22 protein-coding genes and 1 pseudogene are annotated in these 20,969 nt (G+C 35.2%); 5 read left to right on the top strand and 18 right to left on the bottom strand.

What is annotated here, in order from left to right; genetic code table 11:
• Positions 1 to 10: 10 nt before the first annotated feature.
• Positions 11 to 211 carry a DUF1657 domain-containing protein gene (locus WAZ07_RS11660; RefSeq protein ID WP_003198197.1) on the top strand — a complete coding sequence of 67 codons (201 nt, stop codon included), beginning with the start codon at positions 11 to 13 and terminating at the stop codon, positions 209 to 211.
• A gap of 200 nt (positions 212 to 411) precedes the next feature.
• On the opposite strand, the gene WAZ07_RS11655 is transcribed toward WAZ07_RS11660, so the two are convergent.
• The 4 genes from WAZ07_RS11655 to WAZ07_RS11640 form a co-directional block, all read right to left on the bottom strand.
• Positions 412 to 618 (bottom strand): hypothetical protein, encoded by a 207-nt coding sequence (locus tag WAZ07_RS11655; RefSeq protein ID WP_336472571.1) that lies wholly within the window; start codon positions 616 to 618, stop codon positions 412 to 414.
• A 48-nt stretch (positions 619 to 666) separates the two neighbouring features.
• Positions 667 to 1,092, bottom strand: coding sequence for an NUDIX hydrolase (locus tag WAZ07_RS11650; protein WP_336472598.1), 426 nt, complete (start codon positions 1,090 to 1,092; stop codon positions 667 to 669).
• Between the two features lie 250 nt (positions 1,093 to 1,342).
• Positions 1,343 to 1,666, bottom strand: coding sequence for a hypothetical protein (locus tag WAZ07_RS11645; protein ID WP_336472570.1), 324 nt, complete (start codon positions 1,664 to 1,666; stop codon positions 1,343 to 1,345).
• On the bottom strand, positions 1,663 to 1,869 hold the full coding sequence (locus WAZ07_RS11640; RefSeq protein ID WP_090913563.1) for a helix-turn-helix transcriptional regulator: 207 nt from the start codon (positions 1,867 to 1,869) through the stop codon (positions 1,663 to 1,665). The genes WAZ07_RS11645 and WAZ07_RS11640 overlap by 4 nt, the downstream gene beginning before the upstream one ends.
• 410 nt (positions 1,870 to 2,279) lie before the next feature.
• Here WAZ07_RS11640 and fabZ point away from each other — a divergent pair, with 410 nt between their 5' ends.
• Complete coding sequence (gene fabZ, locus WAZ07_RS11635) at positions 2,280 to 2,717, top strand: 3-hydroxyacyl-ACP dehydratase FabZ (RefSeq protein WP_336472569.1); 438 nt, start codon at positions 2,280 to 2,282, stop codon at positions 2,715 to 2,717.
• A 197-nt stretch (positions 2,718 to 2,914) separates the two neighbouring features.
• Here fabZ and WAZ07_RS11630 read toward each other — a convergent pair whose 3' ends face one another.
• The 3 genes from WAZ07_RS11630 to WAZ07_RS11620 form a co-directional block, all read right to left on the bottom strand.
• Entirely contained in the window at positions 2,915 to 3,175 is a 261-nt protein-coding gene (locus WAZ07_RS11630; RefSeq protein ID WP_090913561.1) for a YuzF family protein, read from the bottom strand.
• A 149-nt stretch (positions 3,176 to 3,324) separates the two neighbouring features.
• Positions 3,325 to 3,981 (bottom strand): bacillithiol biosynthesis deacetylase BshB2, encoded by a 657-nt coding sequence (bshB2, locus tag WAZ07_RS11625; protein WP_336472568.1) that lies wholly within the window; start codon positions 3,979 to 3,981, stop codon positions 3,325 to 3,327.
• Positions 3,982 to 3,993: 12 nt separating this feature from the next.
• Positions 3,994 to 4,344, bottom strand: a complete 351-nt coding sequence (locus WAZ07_RS11620; protein ID WP_090913557.1) for a YojF family protein — start codon at positions 4,342 to 4,344, stop codon at positions 3,994 to 3,996.
• Positions 4,345 to 4,760: 416 nt separating this feature from the next.
• Here WAZ07_RS11620 and WAZ07_RS11615 point away from each other — a divergent pair, with 416 nt between their 5' ends.
• Positions 4,761 to 6,086: an ArsB/NhaD family transporter gene (locus WAZ07_RS11615; RefSeq protein ID WP_090913555.1), complete on the top strand. Its 1,326-nt coding sequence runs from the start codon at positions 4,761 to 4,763 to the stop codon at positions 6,084 to 6,086.
• A 35-nt stretch (positions 6,087 to 6,121) separates the two neighbouring features.
• On the opposite strand, the gene WAZ07_RS11610 is transcribed toward WAZ07_RS11615, so the two are convergent.
• From WAZ07_RS11610 to WAZ07_RS11590, 5 genes are all read right to left on the bottom strand, one after another.
• A complete protein-coding gene (locus WAZ07_RS11610; RefSeq protein WP_336472567.1) occupies positions 6,122 to 6,349 on the bottom strand; it encodes a hypothetical protein in 228 nt (75 codons plus the stop codon).
• Between the two features lie 14 nt (positions 6,350 to 6,363).
• Positions 6,364 to 7,623 carry a threonine ammonia-lyase IlvA gene (gene ilvA, locus WAZ07_RS11605; RefSeq protein ID WP_336472566.1) on the bottom strand — a complete coding sequence of 420 codons (1,260 nt, stop codon included), beginning with the start codon at positions 7,621 to 7,623 and terminating at the stop codon, positions 6,364 to 6,366.
• 201 nt (positions 7,624 to 7,824) lie between these two features.
• The gene (locus WAZ07_RS11600; protein WP_336472597.1) at positions 7,825 to 9,030 is read right to left on the bottom strand and encodes a multidrug effflux MFS transporter; all 1,206 of its coding nucleotides are present in this window, start codon (positions 9,028 to 9,030) and stop codon (positions 7,825 to 7,827) included.
• Positions 9,031 to 9,358: 328 nt separating this feature from the next.
• Entirely contained in the window at positions 9,359 to 10,807 is a 1,449-nt protein-coding gene (locus tag WAZ07_RS11595; RefSeq protein WP_336472596.1) for a M36 family metallopeptidase, read from the bottom strand.
• A gap of 759 nt (positions 10,808 to 11,566) precedes the next feature.
• Positions 11,567 to 12,475, bottom strand: coding sequence for a VanW family protein (locus WAZ07_RS11590; RefSeq protein WP_336472565.1), 909 nt, complete (start codon positions 12,473 to 12,475; stop codon positions 11,567 to 11,569).
• Positions 12,476 to 13,434: 959 nt separating this feature from the next.
• Between WAZ07_RS11590 and WAZ07_RS11585 the strand changes: the two genes are divergently transcribed.
• Positions 13,435 to 14,526, top strand: coding sequence for a DUF3900 domain-containing protein (locus WAZ07_RS11585; protein ID WP_336472564.1), 1,092 nt, complete (start codon positions 13,435 to 13,437; stop codon positions 14,524 to 14,526).
• 291 nt (positions 14,527 to 14,817) lie between these two features.
• Here the strand turns inward: WAZ07_RS11585 and WAZ07_RS11580 are convergent, their stop codons facing one another.
• A complete protein-coding gene (locus WAZ07_RS11580; protein WP_336472563.1) occupies positions 14,818 to 14,949 on the bottom strand; it encodes a hypothetical protein in 132 nt (43 codons plus the stop codon).
• Positions 14,950 to 14,983: 34 nt separating this feature from the next.
• Here WAZ07_RS11580 and WAZ07_RS26240 point away from each other — a divergent pair.
• A pseudogene (locus WAZ07_RS26240) lies at positions 14,984 to 15,052 on the top strand (IS3 family transposase); the annotation flags it as partial.
• A gap of 229 nt (positions 15,053 to 15,281) precedes the next feature.
• On the opposite strand, the gene WAZ07_RS11575 reads toward WAZ07_RS26240, so the two are convergent.
• Genes WAZ07_RS11575 through WAZ07_RS11555 form a run of 5 tightly spaced genes read right to left on the bottom strand, consistent with a single transcriptional unit; the run spans position 15,282 to position 20,852 of the window.
• The gene (locus WAZ07_RS11575; protein WP_336472562.1) at positions 15,282 to 16,610 is read right to left on the bottom strand and encodes a glycosyltransferase family 4 protein; all 1,329 of its coding nucleotides are present in this window, start codon (positions 16,608 to 16,610) and stop codon (positions 15,282 to 15,284) included.
• Between the two features lie 37 nt (positions 16,611 to 16,647).
• Positions 16,648 to 17,703, bottom strand: coding sequence for a phosphotransferase (locus tag WAZ07_RS11570; RefSeq protein WP_413788884.1), 1,056 nt, complete (start codon positions 17,701 to 17,703; stop codon positions 16,648 to 16,650).
• Between the two features lie 5 nt (positions 17,704 to 17,708).
• Positions 17,709 to 18,884, bottom strand: a complete 1,176-nt coding sequence (locus tag WAZ07_RS11565; protein ID WP_336472560.1) for a carboxylate--amine ligase — start codon at positions 18,882 to 18,884, stop codon at positions 17,709 to 17,711.
• Positions 18,874 to 20,199, bottom strand: coding sequence for a glycosyltransferase family 4 protein (locus tag WAZ07_RS11560; protein WP_336472559.1), 1,326 nt, complete (start codon positions 20,197 to 20,199; stop codon positions 18,874 to 18,876). Before WAZ07_RS11560 ends, WAZ07_RS11565 begins: the two co-directional genes overlap by 11 nt.
• Entirely contained in the window at positions 20,196 to 20,852 is a 657-nt protein-coding gene (locus WAZ07_RS11555) for a PIG-L deacetylase family protein (protein ID WP_336472558.1), read from the bottom strand. Before WAZ07_RS11555 ends, WAZ07_RS11560 begins: the two co-directional genes overlap by 4 nt.
• Positions 20,853 to 20,969: the final 117 nt, after the last annotated feature.

Genomic DNA, 20,969 nt, shown 5'->3' with positions numbered 1-20,969 from the left:
GAAATACTACATGACAGTAAGCACTAAACTTAAACAAACTATCGCTGGATTAAAGAGTGCTCAAGCATGCCTAGAAGGATTTGTTCTTGATACTGATAACCAGCAAGCAAAACAATTATATAAAGGTGCAGCACAACAAACTCAAGAAATTATTGAATCTTTAAATCCTCGTCTTCAGCAAATTGAACAAGAAGAGCCTCAGTACAAGTAATAGCATAATACCTTTCACATAGAATATCGTCCACATGGAAGAGTGCTCAGCTTAGATAACGATTATCAAAATGATGATTACAACTAAAAGGTCTCACCACATCACTATCAAGATAAGAAAAGCAAGTATCCCAAAACAAAAAAACGTACATTTTCATCTGGAGATGTACATTTTTTCGTTTTGGGTGTGTTATAAAATTCTTAAGTTGATGGATGTGGATTTAAAAGTAAACGTAAAGTAATTCTAAAATATACAATATATTTTTGTGTCATAATATACGCCATAATCGACGGGGAAGCGATACTTTTAGGAAAGACAGGAACTGGCATATTGGCTGTTACAATCGGCGTGGATATCTCATCTACTTCACACTTACGACAAGCGTATACATAAATGCTAATTTTCACTATGTATCCTACCTAATCTGTTATCAATAATAAAACCTTTTCTTGATTTTATCGGATACCTTCAAATGCATAAAAAGCCTGTATGTTATCCTTATCACAATTCATTTTTAACATCTCAAATAAAGACGGCATGAATTCCTTTATGGTTTCACTATTTGCCCATCTAACTTCAACAATATCATGATCTGGATCATTAATGTTTATTTCACCATCAATAATCTTTGCATAAAAAGTAATGATTAAAGCATGATGACCTCGTTCTTCAAAGAGCATTTCCCTAACAGAATGTAATCTATCCACAGCAATATTGAATCCTGTTTCCTCTTTTACTTCGCGAATTACAGCTTGTTCTAAAGTCTCATTTCCCTCAACTGCCCCTCCAGGAAGACCCCAATAAAAAGAATTACCCTTTATGTTTTTAACGATTAATATATTTTCATTATTATCATAAATTAAAGCTGAAACTACATTCACTCTTTTCAAAAACAATCCCTCCTATTTAAAGCATATTCAAAAGTATTCATATGTGGGCATTTAAAGAAAATACAACCCTCTAAATCTCCACTTTAAAATACTTTTCCTTGCATTTACTCTTTTTAAATGTTTATCCTTTGTTTAAATATTAATCCATAACTTATCTGGGTACAGCGAAGTAACATAACCAATATGAGTTACCCCTTTTATAATTTTTTTGTTTGTTCATTCCTTCTTACTCCACAATAAACTATATTCTTTTGTCGTAATATTTTACAGCAAAATACTCTACTATATTCCGTGACATTATAAACAAAGCTATAATAAGAAAAATATTGGATAATGTAACTTTAATGTTTAAGTCAACCACTGTTCCAAGAAAAAAGCCTAACAAAACTAACAACGAAAGTAATTTATAGAATTTGAGAGTAACATTATTCACTTTAATTAAAATCAATTTCCACCTTTCGTCATTTTTGTAAGATGTTTGCATTTCTCTTCTTGTACGATCGTTTTTCCATATGAAAAATCCTAAAATAATCACTACAGCTAAACCAAAAAAATTAATAGTCATTGTTCTTCCTCCTCAAATAAAAATACATCTACTATACTTACATCAAATGATTTTGCTATTTTAAATGCAAGTTCAAGAGAAGGCGTGTATTTATATTTTTCTATTGATATTACAGCTTGTCTTGAAATACCAACTTTTTCTGCCAAGGTTTCCTGTGTCCAATTTCTTTCTGCTCTTAAAATCTTAATTCGATTTTTGATCAAAAATAAAAACCTCCAATGTAATCACTTGCTTACATTTATTGTAATCCTAAAATTACTTTTTGTAAATAAGTGATTACATTTATTTGTTTTCGATTTCTGTTCTGGTTATCCTACTAACTTGTCGATATTCGGACTATTGTCTTTTTTTGATCTTCTTCATTGCGCTCTATGACAGAAACCTTGTGACTATGCTTTATACAAAGTAAAAAATTTGTTAATTTCTTTTCAGGTACACAGGTACCAATAGCTGTAATTCTTGCTTTTGACCTCATTTGTTTGTCCCCCTTCACTATTATTACACTTAGTATTATGATCTGATATTAGTATCAGGCTCTAATATATATCAATTATTCAAGATGAAAATAATGGTAATTAAATGACACTTGTGAAAGCATAAAGGAGAGGGATTTATGTTCAATACTCAACAAATTAAAGAAATCATTCCACATCGTTACCCGTTTCTATTAGTTGATCGCATTCTTGAAATAGAGGAAGGAAAACGCGCAGTTGGAATTAAAAATGTTACTGCTAATGAAGAATTTTTTAATGGTCACTTTTCAGATTATCCAGTAATGCCGGGTGTTCTAATTGTAGAAGCGTTGGCACAAGTAAGTGCTGTTATTATGTTAATGAAAGATGAAAATCGAGGAAAGATTGGGTTGTTTGCTGGTATTGATCGTTGTCGTTTCAAGAAACAAGTTCACCCTGGAGATCAATTACGTTTAGAAGTAAAAATAACAAGAGTTCGTGGCTTAATCGCAAAAGCAAATGCTGTTGCTACAGTAGATGGAGAAATCGCTTGTGAAGCAGAAGTTACATTCGCTCTTTACAACACTATGAAAGCCTAAAGATTCTATAATCTTCATCTTCTTTTCTATAGAATTTACTCTTTTTCTCTTACACAAAAAATCACCTCTTAAGATAGCGATATCTCACGAGGTGATTCTTATCAAACTTTTTTATAAACCTACAATACATCACAATCAACTTCCTGGTTATTACCATCATTACAAATGTATAAAAGATAAAGATTATTTCATCCCCATTATCCTTCTGGCGTAATCCAAACAATTTGTTGCATTCGAATAAAGAACGGTGTATCTTCTTCTTCAATCACAATATGGTCTGGTTTAACGGCCCTTAACATGCCCTGCAAGCTGCCGCGCATTGTATCGACAACAACATTTTTCCCAACAATCATTTGTAACGTTTGCACAACATATGGATCCACACTAGAAATTACTTCTCCGCTTAACTGATAACCATTTCGAAACTCTCCGTACACATCTTCTTTTGAATAATCCATTATTATCCCCCTCTTTCTACAATTCGTTTGTATTGTATGAAAGGAATTAGCTAGATGTGCCTATGTAAAAAAGAAACGAGATGCCATCATTTTCAGCATCTCGTTATGTTTCATAAGCTAGAAGGTTTGCTGGTTCTAGCTTATGATTTTCATTTATACGTCCAAAATTGCTCAATTTGCAACCGTTTTGTCGTCGCTGGGTCCTGCTTTTTCAGCTTTGCTTCCATTTCTTCTAACATCGCTTCTGTTTGCGAACGATGTGCACGAAGCGCCGCTAATTTTTGTGGTAATACATCGCTTATATCGTTGACTACATCTGGCTTTCCTAGTACTTCCTCACGATTTTTCGTGATAGCTACCGCATGAATAACTGGACGTTCTTCTTTTGGCATACGTTCTACTGCACGAACAGCTGCGCGTCCAAATGCATTGTGATCTGGATGTACACCGTGCTCTGGGTAGAATGTGATGATTAAGGAAGGATTCACATCACGAATCACTTCTTCAATTTTATCTGCTACAAAATCAACGTCTTCAAACTCTAATGTTTTATCATGGAAGCCAAGTAAGCGTAAATCTTCAATTCCCATCGCTTGGCAAGCTTCTTCTAATTCCCGTTTTCGAATGCTCGGAATCGTTTCGCGATTCGCAAATACGTTTTTCCCCATGTTACGTCCCATTTGCCCAAGTGTTCCACAAGCATACGTAACAGGAACTCCATTATTTCGATATTGACGAATTGTTCCTCCCGCCGCAAACGATTCATCATCTGGGTGCGGAAATACTACAAGTACATGTCTTTCCATAATCTCCACTCCTTATGCAAATGGCGTTAAACTTAATTGCAGCGCAACTGCTAAACGCCCTTTTTCATCATGACCTGCTAATAAAAGACGATTTTTCTCATCTTTTTCCCAATGTGTCACACCTTCTGCATATACCCAGCCGTGCTCCATTTTTAAACCTATGCGATATGGATTCGTACCTGTAATCTTACCGCGTTCAAAACGAATCACTGCGTTACGGATGAACGCCCCAACTGTCATTGCTTTTTCATTTACATGTGAAGCATATGCACCGTTTGTCGTCTCTAAATGAAGATATACATCGTGATTTAGAAAACGTTCAATTTCGTTTTGTACGACAGAAGTATCTGTAATTATTTCCATCGGATTTCACCTCTTTTAACCAGTTTACGAAAAAATAATGTAAATTGCTATCTCTTATAATAGAGGACAATGATTACTTTGCATACTTTTTTGCTTTTCATTTTTTATATTTAATACGGTATGTGAAATTACTTGTCTTTTTTAGGCAGTATTTTCATTTCTTTCTGTATGCGAATTTGCTACAATAAAGTGAAACTTTAATCAGTGGGGGGTTTCTTCATCCCCCACTGATTAGTAGTTGAACCAATCGGGCTTTTACGGGCAGTTTATCTCCCACCTATCTTCTTTGCTTTCGCTGAATTTTGAGGTGGGAGTATTACTGCCCGTTAATGCGGGGTAAAATTTATGCAGAGGGCTACATTTCGACGTTTTTATACACAACTATGTATAGGATACTTAAAAAGAAGGTGAACACATTGAATCATTCAGCACATGAAGTTGCAAACTGGCAATATTATTTTGCCATTGCTGTATTTTTAATTACATACGGATTTATTATCTCTGAAAAAATTAATCGTGCTGTTATTGCTTTACTTGGCGCTGCCATTATGGTGATTATGGGAATTGTAGACTTACATACTGCCTTTACTACACATATTCAATGGGAAACGATCACTCTGTTAATAGGAATGATGATTCTCGTACATATTACAAGTCAATCTGGTATCTTTGAATATGTGGCAATTAAAGCTGCAAAAGCAGCCGGCGGAAAGCCAATTCGAATTTTACTGCTTCTATCCCTCTTAACCGCAGTTGGTTCTGCCTTTTTAGACAATGTAACGACGGTTTTATTAGTTGTACCTGTTACATTATCAATTACACGTATTTTGAAGGTACCTCCTGTTCCGTTTTTAATTTCAGAAGTATTATTTTCTAATCTCGGCGGAACAGCAACGCTTATTGGCGATCCTCCAAACATTATGATTGGATCTGCAAATAAGCATCTTGATTTTAATGCATTTTTGCTGAACTTAGCACCGATCGTTGCTATAATTTCTGCCGTTACATTACTTATTATATATATCATGTATCGTAACAAATTAAAAACAACAGACGAACAAATTCAAAAACTGATGTCTTTAAATGAAACTGATTATATTCGCGATCGCAGCTTACTCGTTAAGTCTTTATCCATTTTAGGACTAACAATACTTGGATTCATTTTTCATTCTATTATTCATGTTGATGCTGCCGTTATCGCTCTACTTGGCGCTGTTCTTTTAATGTTAATTGGTGTAAAAGAGCATGAAATAGAAAATGTATTTGCGCATATTGAATGGGTAACGATTTTCTTCTTTGCAGGTTTATTCGTTCTCGTTGGTGCGCTTGTTGATATCGGGCTTATTTCCTCACTTGCTAAAAAAGTATTAGACATAACAAATGGAGATATCGGCTATGCATCTATCTTAATTTTATGGGTATCGGGGGCAGCTTCTGCCACAATTGATAACATTCCGTTTGTCGCAACGATGATTCCGCTTATTCAAAACTTAGCAAGCGGACTTGGACTTGGGGCAGATTCTCCGCAAATTGAAGTATTATGGTGGGCATTATCACTTGGAGCTTGCTTAGGAGGAAACGGTACGCTAATTGGTGCTTCTGCCAACGTCGTTGTAGCAGGTATTGCCAAACGTGAAGGATGCGGTTTTTCGTACATGGATTTCTTAAAAATTGGGTTACCATTAACAATTGTTGCACTACTTTTATCACATGCATATATTTATTTACGTTATTTAATGTAAAAAGGTTTGCGGCATGAGCTGCAAACCTTTCTTTTTCACCAAAAAATACCGATAATTGCAAGACCACCTAAAATGATACCGCCAACTTTGCCAACCATTGTTGGTGTCCATTCAATTCCCTTTTTCATTTGTACAACTGGTCTTTCATGCCGCAGTTGCTGCACTTCTGCTTGCAGTTGGTGGATAGAACCATGTAACTCTTTCACAAGCTCCTTTAATTCTACTAGTTCTTCTTCAGCTGATTTCCTTTTTTCTAAATTCATTTTCAATACCCCTTTTAAATCAATAGATTAAATAATGTCGGATTGTGATTGATTTCCATATAGCGTATTCCTTCTTCTTCCATTCTTCTAATAAGAGGCTCATAATCTTCTATTTTCTGCAATTCAATTCCAACTAGTGCTGGACCATTATCTTTATTATTCTTCTTCGTATACTCAAAACGAGTAATATCATCATGAGGTCCGAGCACGTTATCTAAAAACTCACGCAGAGCACGTGGTCGCTGTGGAAAATTAACAATAAAATAATGCTTCAGCCCCTCATAAATTAATGATTTTTCCTTTGTTTCTTGCATCCGATCAATGTCGTTATTGCCACCACTTACAATACAAACAACTGTCTTTCCGCGAATTTTATCTCGGTACAAATCAAGCGCCGCAATCGGCAAGGCACCAGATGGCTCTGCAACAATCGCATTTTTATTATAAAGTTCAAGTAGTGTTGTGCACACTTTTCCCTCTGGCACAGCAATAATATCATCTAGTACGCGTTTACAAATTTCATATGTAAGATAACCAACTTGTTTAACTGCTGTTCCGTCCACAAACGAGTCAATATGTGGAAGCGTGACAACCTCTCCTCGTGCAAACGCCTCTTTCATCGAAGCAGCACCTGCTGGTTCCACCCCAACAATTTTCGTTAAAGGACTAATCCCTTTTATGTATGTTCCAACTCCTGCTGCTAAGCCTCCTCCGCCAATTCCCATAAACATGTAATCAATCGTACAATCCGTATCATGTAAAATTTCTACACCAATCGTCCCTTGTCCTGCAATGACATGAGGATCATCAAATGGATGAATAAATGTTAACCCATATTCTTCACAATATTTCACAGCTTGCTCATAAGAGCTGTCAAATGTATCTCCTTGCAACATTACCTCTACGCAATCCCCTCCAAAAAAGCGTACTTGTGATACTTTTTGGCTTGGTGTTGTATTTGGCATAAAAATCTTAGCTGGAATCTGTAATTTATGACATGTATAAGCTACGCCTTGTGCATGATTACCAGCGCTAGCGCAGACAATTCCTTTTTCCAAATCTTCCATCGGTAAACTACTAATACAGTTATAGGCGCCTCGTATTTTAAAAGAACGAACAACTTGTAAGTCCTCTCGTTTTAAATATACGTTACATTGATATTTCTCAGATAAAATTGAATCGCGCTCTAAAGATGTATTTCGAATTACATCTTTTAACGTATTATACGCAACGAGAATATCTTCAATTTTGATCATTTCTTTTACATGTTTCATATCTTTGACCGCCTCACTCTGAGATTTAAAAAGTTTTGCTTTACATTATACAGAATAATCTAAATTTTTAAAATGATGTTTAAATAAAAAATGAATCAACATATTCACTATGTTGATTCATCCTTTCATGATGGCGTTTCCACTTTAATATAATTGCTCTTTGACATGTACAAAATTTATTCTTTTTATCTCATTATTGTATTAAAGTTTTTCAATACTTTTCCGTCTCGTTAAAATAATGAAGCTAAGCATTGCACCAATATGACAACAAACAATTGTTATTCCCATCGGTACAGCTGTATGCTCTCCTTGAATCCCAACCAAAGGTGCTACTACAGCGCCAGAGATAAAAGGTAACAGCCCTAATAAAGCTGCAGCACTTCCTGCTGCTTTTTGCTGATTTTCCATCGCTAACGTAAATCCAGTCGTCCCAACAATCCCGACGCTAGAAACAATCATAAAGAAGCAGATTAACACCCCTATTAAAGAAGGTGCCAATAAAATAAGAAGAAGAAGAGTTATACCTCCAAACAATGCTAAAAAAAGTCCCGTTACTAATAGAGTACGTTCATTCATTCTTCCTGCCAAACGCCCTGTAACTTGCGATGCAATAATGATACCAAAACCGTTAATCGCAAAAAATAAACTATATAATTGCGGCGAAGCACCAAAAATATTTTGAATCACAAACGGTGACCCTGAAATATACGCAAACATCGCTGCTGTAATAAATCCTTGCGAAAGTGCATATCCCATAAATACACGATCTTTTAATAAGCGTTTATAATGAGATAGGCTCTCTCCCCATCCACCTGCGGTTCTTTTTTCTTCGTGCAATGTTTCTGGCATGATAAAAATAACACTTAATAACATAAGTCCACTTAATATACCTAATACAATGAATACCCAGTGCCAAGAAGCAAAGCTTAAAATTTGTCCCCCAATAATAGGTGCGAAGATTGGAGCAGCTCCGTTTACTAACATTAAAGTAGAAAAGAATTTCGTAAGCTCTGATCCTGTGTATAAATCTCTCACAATCGCACGCGAAAGTACAATCCCCGCCGAACCAGCTGCACCTTGAATAAAACGTAATACAATTAGTACCCATACAGACGGTGTTAGCGCACATAATAATGACGCAACCGCATAAATAACAAGGCCGATTACAATTGGTTTTTTCCTTCCTTGGCGATCACTCCATGCACCGACCCACAATTGACCTAACGCAATTCCTAACAAACATGCAGTTAAACTTAGCTGCGTAAGTGCACTTGTCGCATGCAAATCGTCTGTTAAAGCCGGAAAAGCCGGAAGATACATATCAATAGAAAGTGGCCCAATTGCAGATAAACTTCCGAGAATGATAGCTAAAATGATTCGCTTATCTTTTGCAACTTGTACTTTCATTTGTAATTCTGTTTGCAATCATATAACCTCCCTTTTTCTCCCGCATCAGCGTGCAGAATGAAGCAAACTCCCATTACTAGAAGCTTCATTTTATTATGTTTCAAATTACATATATCCTTTTCACCTGCATCACTTCACAAGAATATAGAATAACAAACATTAATGTAACTATTTTAGTTACATTAATGTTTGTTGTCAATAAATTTACCCGATATTTTTTCTAATTCAAACATATATAAAAGGATATCAACAGATGTCGATATCCTCTTACCTTCTAGATTTTCAGCTCAATTCCCTTTACATTTTGCATTTTCTCACTATTATCTTTCTAGTTTGTACTAATGCCTCGCGCTGCCCAAATACGATCAATTTCTGCACCGTGCACTCCTCCATAAAGAAGGGCATCCGCTTGCTTAATTGCTCTCGCACCGTCACGGAACGTAGCATTAGGAGTAAGAGACCAATGCGATTGTAAAATAATTTTTGTCGCAATATCTCGTCCAAAAGCCTGCGCCATATCATACTCACCTTGCGACCATATTTCGCCGTCATCATGAACTTCATTTACAATATCTTTCGGGTACACTTTGTTGTTATCTAATCTACGAAGGCAAGTTGGATTCGTATTGGAATAAGAAGTCGAATCCCATTCTCCAATACACGCTTTTCCATAACCTGTATCTGATACAGCATCTTCATAAGTAGCTCCTAAGAAATCTCCAAATCCTTCTCCCATTGCTCCGCCTTCCGAAGAATTCCCAAATCCAGGAACTTGATTATCTTGAATAGAATGACCATATTCATGAGCAATCACCCCTGCATCTTCCGCATCATCAACTCCGCCAGAACCGAATGTCAGTGCCTTAGTCGAAGGAGAATAAAAAGAATTATCTGCTGTAGATGTATTCACATTTGCTTTAATAGAACGGTTGTTAATATTACTTAATCCTAGTTGTTGTATATATCGTTGCAAGGTATCAATATGATAATATACCATAACATCTTCAAATCTATCATTTGAACGTGTGTAATTATATTGAAGAGATGCGGAATATGTTTTCACTTTTGATGAAATTGTTACATAATCACCAGCCAAATATCCTGATCCATTCAGCCCTTTTAAAGTAACTGTTTTCAATTGATTATTCAAAGCAGTCGAGTCTGCATCATTATTATCTGCTAATCCAGCTAAAACTCCATTTGTTACTACAGGGTTTGGTAGAAACACTTTCCCTTGTCCTTCTGCTTTTCGGTTTAAATCTTTTTTCTTAAGTAATTTTCCATTTTCCGCATCAATAAATGTTTCCCAAGCACCAAGCGGCTTTTGAGAATGGATGACAACTCGATACACTGGAATTGCCACACCTTCTTCGATTATATATCCAAACTCACGTGTAGTCGGAGCCCATAAACTTGTATCTTCTGCCTCAATATACTGAGTCGATTTACCTTCAGCTTCCTTTTCACTCAGCTTTTGCTTAATTTGTTTGACACTCTGTACAGGAAGGTAATCTGAAACTGCTAGTACACCTTGTCCTTCTTTATTCAGCGTAACTGTTACTTGTCTAGAAAATACAGGAGCTCCATTTACTGTTTGTTGAAATCTAACATAAGATGCCACCTGTGTATCTGTCGTAGAAACATATTGCAGGTCTGACAAATCCGACTTCAAAGCATACTGCGCAGCATTCGCTTTTAAATATTCGGTTGCCTGCACTTGAGGCGGAACGGCCTGTACATTTACTTGTGTTTCCTCTACTGCCGAAGCAGTGGACATAATACCAAAAACCAAAGGAATTGCAGTTGCAACCGCGACAACTTTTTTCAACAAAACTATCACTCCCCCAATTTTAAAATTATTTCGAACGTACGAATAATTCTATAGAAGATAATATTTTACCTTTCCATTTTATACAAACCTAACAAATGAAAGATTTTCTCAATAATTTCGTAGAAAAAGAGAATATTTCAAAATCTATCATTCATAATACATGGACATAATGTTTTACTAAAACTTAAAAAGACAAAAAACTCCATTATACCTCTTCTTTATAACTATTTTGAGAATGTAAATAACATTTTAATTATGTCAATATTATAAATATTATATATAAAAAAATTATACAAATGAACGTTTCATTAGTAAAAACCTATATCAAAAATGGTGGTATACCTGATTCAAACTATATCGAAGAAGATGGGAATGTTATAAAAAGATATTGGATTGAACTATAGCGCATGAAGTAACGATACATTTATCCCGCTATTCGTGGGCAGTAATACTCCCACCTCAAAATTCGGTAAAGCAGAGAAGTTAGGTGGGAGATAAACTGCCCGTAAAAGCCCGATTGGTGAGGGCTAATAATCAGTGGGGATGAAGAACCCCCCACTGATTAAAGTTTCACTTTATACAAAAAGCTTTAAAATATGAAAAAAAAAGGCGCTTACACAAGAAGCACCTTTTTTATTCATCATCATTCAGCTATTTATTTCAATTCACATCTTTTTAAAAAGTTTCCTAAAAAGAATAAAATACCTATACAGCATGTACCTCTGCGATTAATTTCTGACCATCTATGAACATGACAAGCTTCACTGGGTTATCGCTTGTGTTCTCGAATACTAAATCTAAATACGGATATGCAATCGTCGCATCTCTGCCTTTAGGTACATACCCTACTTCTTTGGAATGAGTCGATCTCTCTACCATTTTTAATCCACCTTGATCTGCAGCGTTAAACAATGTCGAAGAAGTTTGGCATACACCTCCGCCGTATCCATCAACTAGTTTACCATCTACAATCTCTTTCCCTAACTGATACCCTTTATCAGGTGTTGTATCTCCTACTAAAGTGTTAAAGGAAAATCTATCTCCCTTTCCTAATACCACCCCATTGACAGTGTTTGAAGACAAACGGATATTTTCTATTCTACCACCAGTAGAACCCCCTAAATTCGTTTCAAATCTCCCTATTACTGTTCCATTATTCTTTCCATTCTCTGGTGTTGCTACAGGCTTTTTCTCTACAATTGGCAACTGATAAGAAGAATCCCACATTCCGGCATTCATCAACTTATCTATTAACTCTTTTTCCATTAATTCGTAAGAAGGCTTTCCTTCTACCCATGTACCGTCACTCTTCATACGAGAAGGAACCATCTTTGTATCTACACTCTTTGCAATCTCGCTAACAACCTTAGCAACCTCTTTTTTAAATGTCTTTTCATCTTCGAAATAACCTAAACTTGCTAAGTCTATATTTTTCACTTCTTTTCCAGTTCTACCATCTACTAAACTTATACTTTTATTTACCTCTGCTTTTGCTTCTACAGCATGATCCCCCGCCCCGCTTACTAACGCAACTTCGCTGACTTTCCCGCTGCATCCGCTAACTACACTTAAGCATAATGTACCTAATACTAAACTTCGAAACTTACGCAACAATTTACTCTCTCCTTCTATTCTCTATCTTTTTTTCCATTTCAAACAATTCTATGTATGTATAATTACATTACTTCTTAATATAAATTTTATGTATTACTCTATAAATACAAATTAAAAAATCGGCATAAAAGCCCTCTTTCTTTTTAGGTGGGCGAGAGCATCTGGCCATGCCATGCATAGAAGCGATTAAGGCCCTTTCCTGCCACATGCAAGGTTTTTAAAAAAGGAGCAAGCAAGTAGCGGTCATGTTATATTCTGCATAGTAGCGACTTACAAAGAAAAGCGGAGCCGACTGTTTAGGCCCGGTGGCTAAGGTGCTTTCACACAGAAGGTGTTTTTTCACCTTCTTGTATGGAAGGTTCTTAGACATGGGGGCCTAGGAAGCAGAGCTAGACAAAGATGTTGAAAAATTAAAGTGGATATATATAGAATATTTCTCCATATTTTAAATTACTCTTTTCTTTCACAAAAGTCTACATATATTTCCTTAAAAATTTCTTAACTCTGCTAAAAATTTAACCAACCTTTTCCATCCATTATATACCAAATTATACAATGAGACAATTTTTATACAACCGATATTTTATTATACCAATATTACGTAAAAATGTAATGAATAATGATTCTAAAAAAACGAGATATTCTATACATATGTGTTCGCCCTGTCAATCATTCACAATTACACATATGGAGGCTTCATTGACGGAAGTTTTACTTTATCCCGCTATTCGTGGGCAGTAATACTCCCACCTCAAAATTCAGCGAAAGTATTGTCCAGCTCCAGTGGCTAGAATGTTCGGTGGGAGATAAACTGCTGGCATGCGCCCGATTGGGAGGGCTAATAATCAGTGGGGGATGAAGCCCCCCCCACTGATTAAAGTTTCACTTTATTAAATTGACGAATGTTTTCTCCATCTCTATACTGAAAAGAGTTAACGAAATGAAACAAGGTGATAATCATGGATTTTGAAATAAATTTTCTTTCCTTTTACGTCGTACAAGTAGATGGACAAGGTGAACAAGCAGACAAACGCTATAAACATTTTCAAACATTAGATGCTGAAGAATACGAAGACAGTCCATTAAAAGACTTTCTAGACGGTGAATTATTAAAAATTTCGAAACGAAAAGTAGATCGTCACCCAAAAAGCGAACAAGTCCCAACAAAAATTGGCCGCTTCATTGTTGAAGTTGGGCATGAATTCGATTCTAACCCGAACTACAACCTTTTCAACCGCATTCGTTTTGCAGAAACGAAAGAAACATTTAAAGATACAAATGAACCACTCATCTATACGTATATTGATACAAGCGCTGTACGCGGCGGTGTATTTCTCGTTGTCCAAGCAAAGCTTCGCAAATATTTCGACGATCCGTTCGTCTTTATATTGAAATGTGACTTCGAGCCAAAGGTTGCTTCTATTTCTGATGAAGCAACGCTAATTCGAAATGTTGAAATGGCAATCACAACGAAAAACATGAAGTCAATCCAATACCCATACATGCCAGAAGAAGGCATCGTGGAAGTAGGTGAACTAAAAATCCACCAAGCATCACACGCCCGCTACTTCGAAGATTTCTTAAAATTTGTCGAGTACGAGCGCTCTATGCCTGAAATTATGAAAACACAAGTAATGGATATGGTATACGACCAAATCGAAGACGTTTTTGAAGAAGGTACAGAAGAACGGGAACAATTCGACCAAGCGATGGAAGTATGGGCTGCGAGTCCAAAGCGTGAAATTATGGAACATTTCACAACAGAAGAAGTTATGGAAGCTACGGCACAAATTGTGGAGCATACCCCTGAGATAGAATTAAAGCTAAAAGCAGACCATATTTCTGTGAAAGCGTTGCTTGCGGATTTTGGAGACCAAATTCATATTGCGAAGGTGAATGACAAATATGTCCTAATGATTGAAGTGGATACACTTACGTTTGAGAAAGGCTTCTCTCCGATTGAGTTTTTGAAGCCGGATGAGCTTCAGGATGTGATTGAGCGTATTGAGAAGAAACAACAGTATGGGCATGGTTTAAAAGAAGATATATAGATACCATAAACATGATTTAAAACGTTTTTGTGACCAAAATCTATGTTCTTAAATCTATAAATAAAGGTTTCCTTTTTCTTTTTACTCATCTTAAAGAAGATTTGATCCTGTTTTGGATTCCTTTTTTAAAAGGATATATTAAATATATTGGTCATTTCTCAAAAGTCGGTGAACCCGACTTTTGAGAAATCCCTCTTTATACTTACAAAAATCCCATCATTATCATGAAAAGTAAAATCTGTACAAGAAATCACCTTCAATAAAACATTTATTTTCTCCAAACAAAATAAACTACCAAGATGTTTTAGATTGTTGAATTGTATCAGTTGTTTTATCGATATCTTCCATCATTTGTTTTAATTGAGATAGACCATCTTGTAACTGATTTTGACATGAGTCAATACGATAAGCGGTGTGACACATTAGTGACTCTTGAGGTGACAGTTAAAACCACTATAACTATAATCATTATCAGTGGAAACTAAGAAAGATGGCTCCGGTAGAATACCGAAACCATCTTTCTTAGTGCTTGATTTTTCATGGTCTTTTTATTAAACTGTACAGTTTATACACGCACTCTCTATATATACAAATTAAAAAACGACATAAAAGCCCCTTTCTGTTTAGGAGAGGACAAGAGCATCTGGCCGTGCATAGAACTTTTTCTGCCACATACGCGGTTAAAAGGTCATGTTGTATTCTGTATAACAGCAACTTATATGTCAAAAATTAAAATGGATTTATATATACAGGTTCTAAATATTGCTCATAAAAGAATAATAGATTCTTTCTATCTTTGAAACCATTACATCTTGAGTTAAGTGTTGTCGTGAATAGACCTGAGCTTCTCTTCCTAATTGTTCACGCAAATCCTTATTCGTTAAAAGCAATTTAAGAGCATCGGCAAGCTGTTGCACATTGCCTGGTTCACAAATGATCCCTGTTTTTCCGTTTTGAATCATTTCTGGTATACCGCCGCAGTTTGTTGTAATAATAGCTTGACGAGAAAACATAGCTTCAATAACTGAAATTGGAAAGTTATCGTTAATGGTAGGTAAAACATAGATTGCAGAAGATGAAAGAATTTCTGGGATATCTGTTCTTCTGCCAAAAAATTTAATATTGTCAAGACCAAGCTGTATGACTTGATTTTCTAACTTTTCTCTCATGACACCATCACCAACAATCCATACCTCTACATTAGATAAATCTTGTTGAATTTGCGAGAGTGCTTTTAGAAAAATATCATGACCTTTTCTAGGAGAAAGGCGGGAAATACAGGAAATTACAAGATTATTATTACACTCCTGTTTAGACATAAAATCTTGCTGAAAATGTATACCTGTATGAACAGTAATCAATTGTTCTGTCTTTGCCCCGTAATCTTTTAAAGGAGGATGAAAGGAATTACTGATCGTTATGATTTGATCAGCCGCTCTTATTCCCTGTTTTTCAATTTCACTGAAATACGCTTCTTCAATTGATCCTTTTTCTATTTTATTAAATTTTAATCGACTTTTTGTAAAATGCCCATGCGGTGTAAAAAAAAGTGGTTTCTTATATTCTAGGTTTAGTTGTCCTAATAAAAAGACAGAGAATAAATCTTGTGCATGAAACACATCATATTGCTCTAGGCTTTTTTCTCTTAAGAAAGACTTAAACACATTCAAAAAACTCGTGTTTTTTATAATTTTTTCATTCACTATACCATATCGTTGTAACATAAAATCTCTTGCGCATTTTGCATCCTTCGGAATGTCTTGCTCTAAATGAACTGCCGTCATTTGAGTAGGAGAGATGACATCTACGTCATGACCATACTTTTCAAAGCCTGTTTTTAAAGAAGTAATATAGTTTGATAATCCCCCTGTATTAGGATATTTCAAAAATGTTACATAAAGAATTTTTAATTTATTTGTGTTACTTAGTATACTACCTTTTTTGATTCCAAACGTCTGAAACGGTTCGATTATATGATCCTTTTTATGATCTATTTGATAGTATTCATCCATGATTTTTAGTAGACTCGTATGGAAAGGGGAATTACATTCATTTCGCTCTTCCCTTGTTGTATTCAGAAGCATCTCCTCCTAACTTAGTTAATGATAAAAGTTGTATATGCTATAAACCTAATTCGCTTCCCCAAGTAGAAATTTTTTCAAGATGATACGGCAATAATTCACCGCCGCGGTTATCAAATATTCTTCGCAATTGGGTATGCAATCCCTTTTCTAATGTTCTCTGCAAATACGCCATTTTATAAAGGTCAATTGGCTTTGTTTTAAAGTTTATGCCATTCTTCTGCATTTCTTTTGCATATACTTCCACACAATGTGTACGAATTTCTTCTGCATTGTTCTGCCAATCTTTTCTGAAACCTAATAATATTTCAACTAGAACAACCATATCAAACCAGACAGGTGCATATTTAGTTGACTCCCAATCGATAAACTGGATATTCCATGGTGCATGTAACGTTACATTATTACTGCAAATATTTTGTAAATGAAGATCGCCATGCGTTATCGATGAACCATTTTTAAATAGTTCCGGGAAAAAATCTGGTCCCCTATTATATAGTTTTACTAGCGATTTATAATAAGGTTTAATAATTCCCCTTAACTGGTCGTCTTTCATTCCATCGTCGAGAAAATCAATCGTCTTTTCAATGTTTCTAGTTCGATCACTCCTCATGCGGCTCGATTCATAAATAGGAAGCCAATATTTCCAAACATCTTTATGCTTTTTAATATTGTCTTCAAATGTGTGTGCGTGAAGTTTAGCAACAGCAGGAATAATGTAATCAAAATGTTTCGGGGAGAAGGTAATCTGACCGCGTATTTGACGTACAAACTCCATAAATATCCATGTCTCATTTCCAGTTTGTTCAATATGATATATTTCAGGAAGAAATTCTTTCAATATAGGATATGCTCTATCGTACATATTAATCTCTATTTCATTTTTGTAATCTGCTGAATTATATATTTTTAAAACAATAGGATAGTACTCAGCTTTTGATTGAATAAATATTTTGTAAATGCTACTTCGTCTTGTTGATTTTAAACACTCTATTTTATCGGGATCAATTGCAACTCTCTTATCCATTGAATAAGAGAGTTTTTCTGCAATTTTTAACTTTTCAAAATGACGGGATAATGTTTTTACCTCGTACAATGTGTTCATTCCTTTCGCTTTCGTTTCCAGGCGTTTTTCAAATGAGACCATGTGCTTCTGATGAACGGCATTGGATCATCCCATGCAAACAAAGCATATTCTTTTTTACCGCGCAACCCTTCATAAAAATCTTTCAACGTCATTTCAGCTCTTTTTTTCTTATAGCGGAATGTTAAATAATACCGCACAAGATAGATCCATTTGATACCATCTATTTGTTTAAGTCTTGGCGCTGGGTTTTGCTTCGTTAAATATAAATAATACATGTAAACAAAATCGATGCCGGCAGGTCCTGTCAGACTGTGAGTTAACCAAAAACGAGGGTTTATTTCAATAAACTTATAAACGCCATCACGAGGATCCTTTTTAAACTCTGCCATAGCAATACCTTTAAGATTAATATTTTTAAAAAAGGGTAAACATATATCTACTAATTCTGGAACTTCTTTACTAACGATATGAGCTCCTGTTCCAAATTCAGCTGGGAATTGATGATTCTTTTGTAAAGAAAATAATGCTAGTAGCTCCATGTTATCGTCATAAAATGTAGCAACTTTATAAAAACATTGATTGTCACCAGGAATAATTTCTTGAAGAATAAGCTTTCCGTGCTGTTGATACGATTTATACTCATCTCTAAGTTGGTCTGGATTTTGTATAAGAATTGCCTTTTGGTTTATCTTTTTTCGAAACTCATGACCCAGAACCGGCTTTAATATACACGGAAAATCAAAGCTTACTATCGCTTCTTCCAATTGTTCTTCCGTCTCAATCTCATACGTTTTCGGACACGGAATATTATGCTTAGTTGCCAGTTCATACATTTTATGTTTATTTAATGTTTCCTCAATCAACGAATGTTCAGGAAACAAAAATAAATAGTAGTTAGACAGTTCCATTCGATATTTTGAAATAAATACTACATAATCATCCGCACCTGTATACAAAACAGGTTTCAATTTAAATCCTTTAGCCAAGTTGACTAGAAAAGTTAATAATTCTTTTTCTTCAGATAAAGGACTTGGACATACTCCACATGAAGCAAGGCGTGACTTTCCTATTTTATAAGGTTTCTCTACGTCAAATGCATAAACACTGATTCCTTTTCTCGCCAAACTTCTAATAATTCCAATTCCATTAGCACTTAAATCCAGAACAACTGCTGCATGTTCATGATTCATAGAATCCTTCCTCATCTAAACACTTTTTGTAGATTTGTTCGATATTTGCTATCATTGTCTCTCTAGTTAAATACTTCTTAGCGAACTTTCTTGCATTTTTACCTAACTGCTCCCTAGCCTGTTGATTTCCAATGACATATTTCAATGCCCGCGCCAGTTTATTTGCATCTCCTGCCTCAACAAGGATACCTGTCTTAGAGTGATTAACAAGTTCAGGTATACCTCCCGATGGCGTCGATATGACACAAATTCCGCTATGCATGGCCTCAATAATAGAAATAGGTAGGCTATCATTTAAAGTTGGTAGTACAAAAATATCAGTTTTACTTAAAATGTCCGGAACGTCATCTCTTTCTCCTAAAAACTCTACCATGGAAAGATTCAAATTATTAACTTGCTCTTCTAACGTATGTCTCATCTCACCATCTCCGACAATGAGCAACTTTACATTATCTGTATATTTCCTTTCCATTTGTGACAGAGCATCAAGCAATATATTATGGCCTTTTCTTGGACCTAATCTAGCCACGCATGTAATAACAATTTTTTTATGTGCTGATGATGTATTTTCTGTACGATACTTATCAGGATAATCAATACCCGTCAACACAGTTGTCATATTCTTTTGTTTTGCCTCCAACTGTATTAATGGACGGCGAAATGAATCACTGAGAATAATAAGATGATCAGCAAATTCAATGGCCTTTCTTTCTAATGCCGTATGATAGAATTCTTCCAGCGAACCCTTTTTAAATATGCCAAACTTTAACCGATTAAAAGTATACATTCCATGAGGTGTAAAGAGCATTTTTTTTCCATAGCGTTCGTTAATTCTTCCTAATATATTAGCTGTAAATAAATCTTGCGCATGAAAGATATCATATTTTTTAAAGTTAATATTTTCAAGTAGCATTCTTTCGTATATATACATATTTCTGTGATTTTTGACAATTGTGTTATTATAACTTCCATAACGCGTTTTAAAAAAATTTTTTAATTGCGGAACAACTACTTCACGCATCTTTTCCACTCGGCTTTTAGAAAATTGATTAGGAGAGATAATATCGACGTGATGTCCCTGTTTTCTTAATCCTTCACTAAGTGCCGTAATATAATTAGATAATCCCCCAGTATGAGGATAGTCCCAAAATGTAGCAATTAATATTGAAAGATTCTTCTTTTTAGACACCTTTTTCTGTGTATAACGTTCTTGCACTGCACTCTTCTTTTTTTGTAATGAGAATGATTGAATTCCAAAATATTTATCCATTGTTTTGATTACATAGGGATATGGGAACTCAAATCTCTTTTTCATTGCCAGATCCTCCTTATCACTTCGAATGCTTCGGCATATGGTACGCCAATCGTCATTCCCCTTACTCTTCCTAAATATTGAATTCCTTCGTATGAACGAGGATGAGGAAAATCTCTCATTTCTACATCATAATGTTTAAGCGCCGCAATCTTCGAATCCATTTGATCGGTAATGTTAACAAAATAATTAGGCTTGAAAGATTTATCATTCGTGTGGATATTCCACTCACTAGAGGAAACGGTTTCAAATGTAATCAATTCTATTGGTTGTTGGTTTGGTAGAGGGCGAGTCGCAGTCAAAACCGCTTGAAAAGTAATATGGTGATCGATATTGAGATCTCCATAATGATGAGTGAAGATTTTGCTTGGTTTATAGGTTTTTATTAATTGTTCTATTTCTTTCGTTAATTTGTGTAATGGAATTAATTCCAACTCTAAATTAGCATGTTGGAGGAATATCACTTCTTCAATACCAATCGCCTTATTTGCACACCGGCCTAGCTGCTGTATGTGATGAGCTTCCTCTTTTCTTCCTAGAGCAGTAATGATTGAAATTACCTGATGTCCTTCTTCTACTAATCTTTTTAAAGTCCCGCCTAATCCTAATAATTCATCGTCGGGATGTGCGCCAATGACTAAAATACACTCTTTCATTAGTATTTTCACTCCTTGTACTACCTAATTTATGATTGATGCTGCAAAAAGAAACTGTCATTAGCGGAAAACTGGTTTTTATTTATTACTAATAACCAATAGTTCAGCTATATATTT

The sequence above is a fragment of the Bacillus bruguierae genome, from assembly GCF_037104725.1.
In the GTDB taxonomy this organism is placed as follows: Bacteria; Bacillota; Bacilli; order Bacillales; family Bacillaceae_G; genus Bacillus_A; species Bacillus_A bruguierae.
Note: the sequence above shows the minus strand (reverse complement) of the source record. Positions and strands in the feature narration are given on the sequence as shown.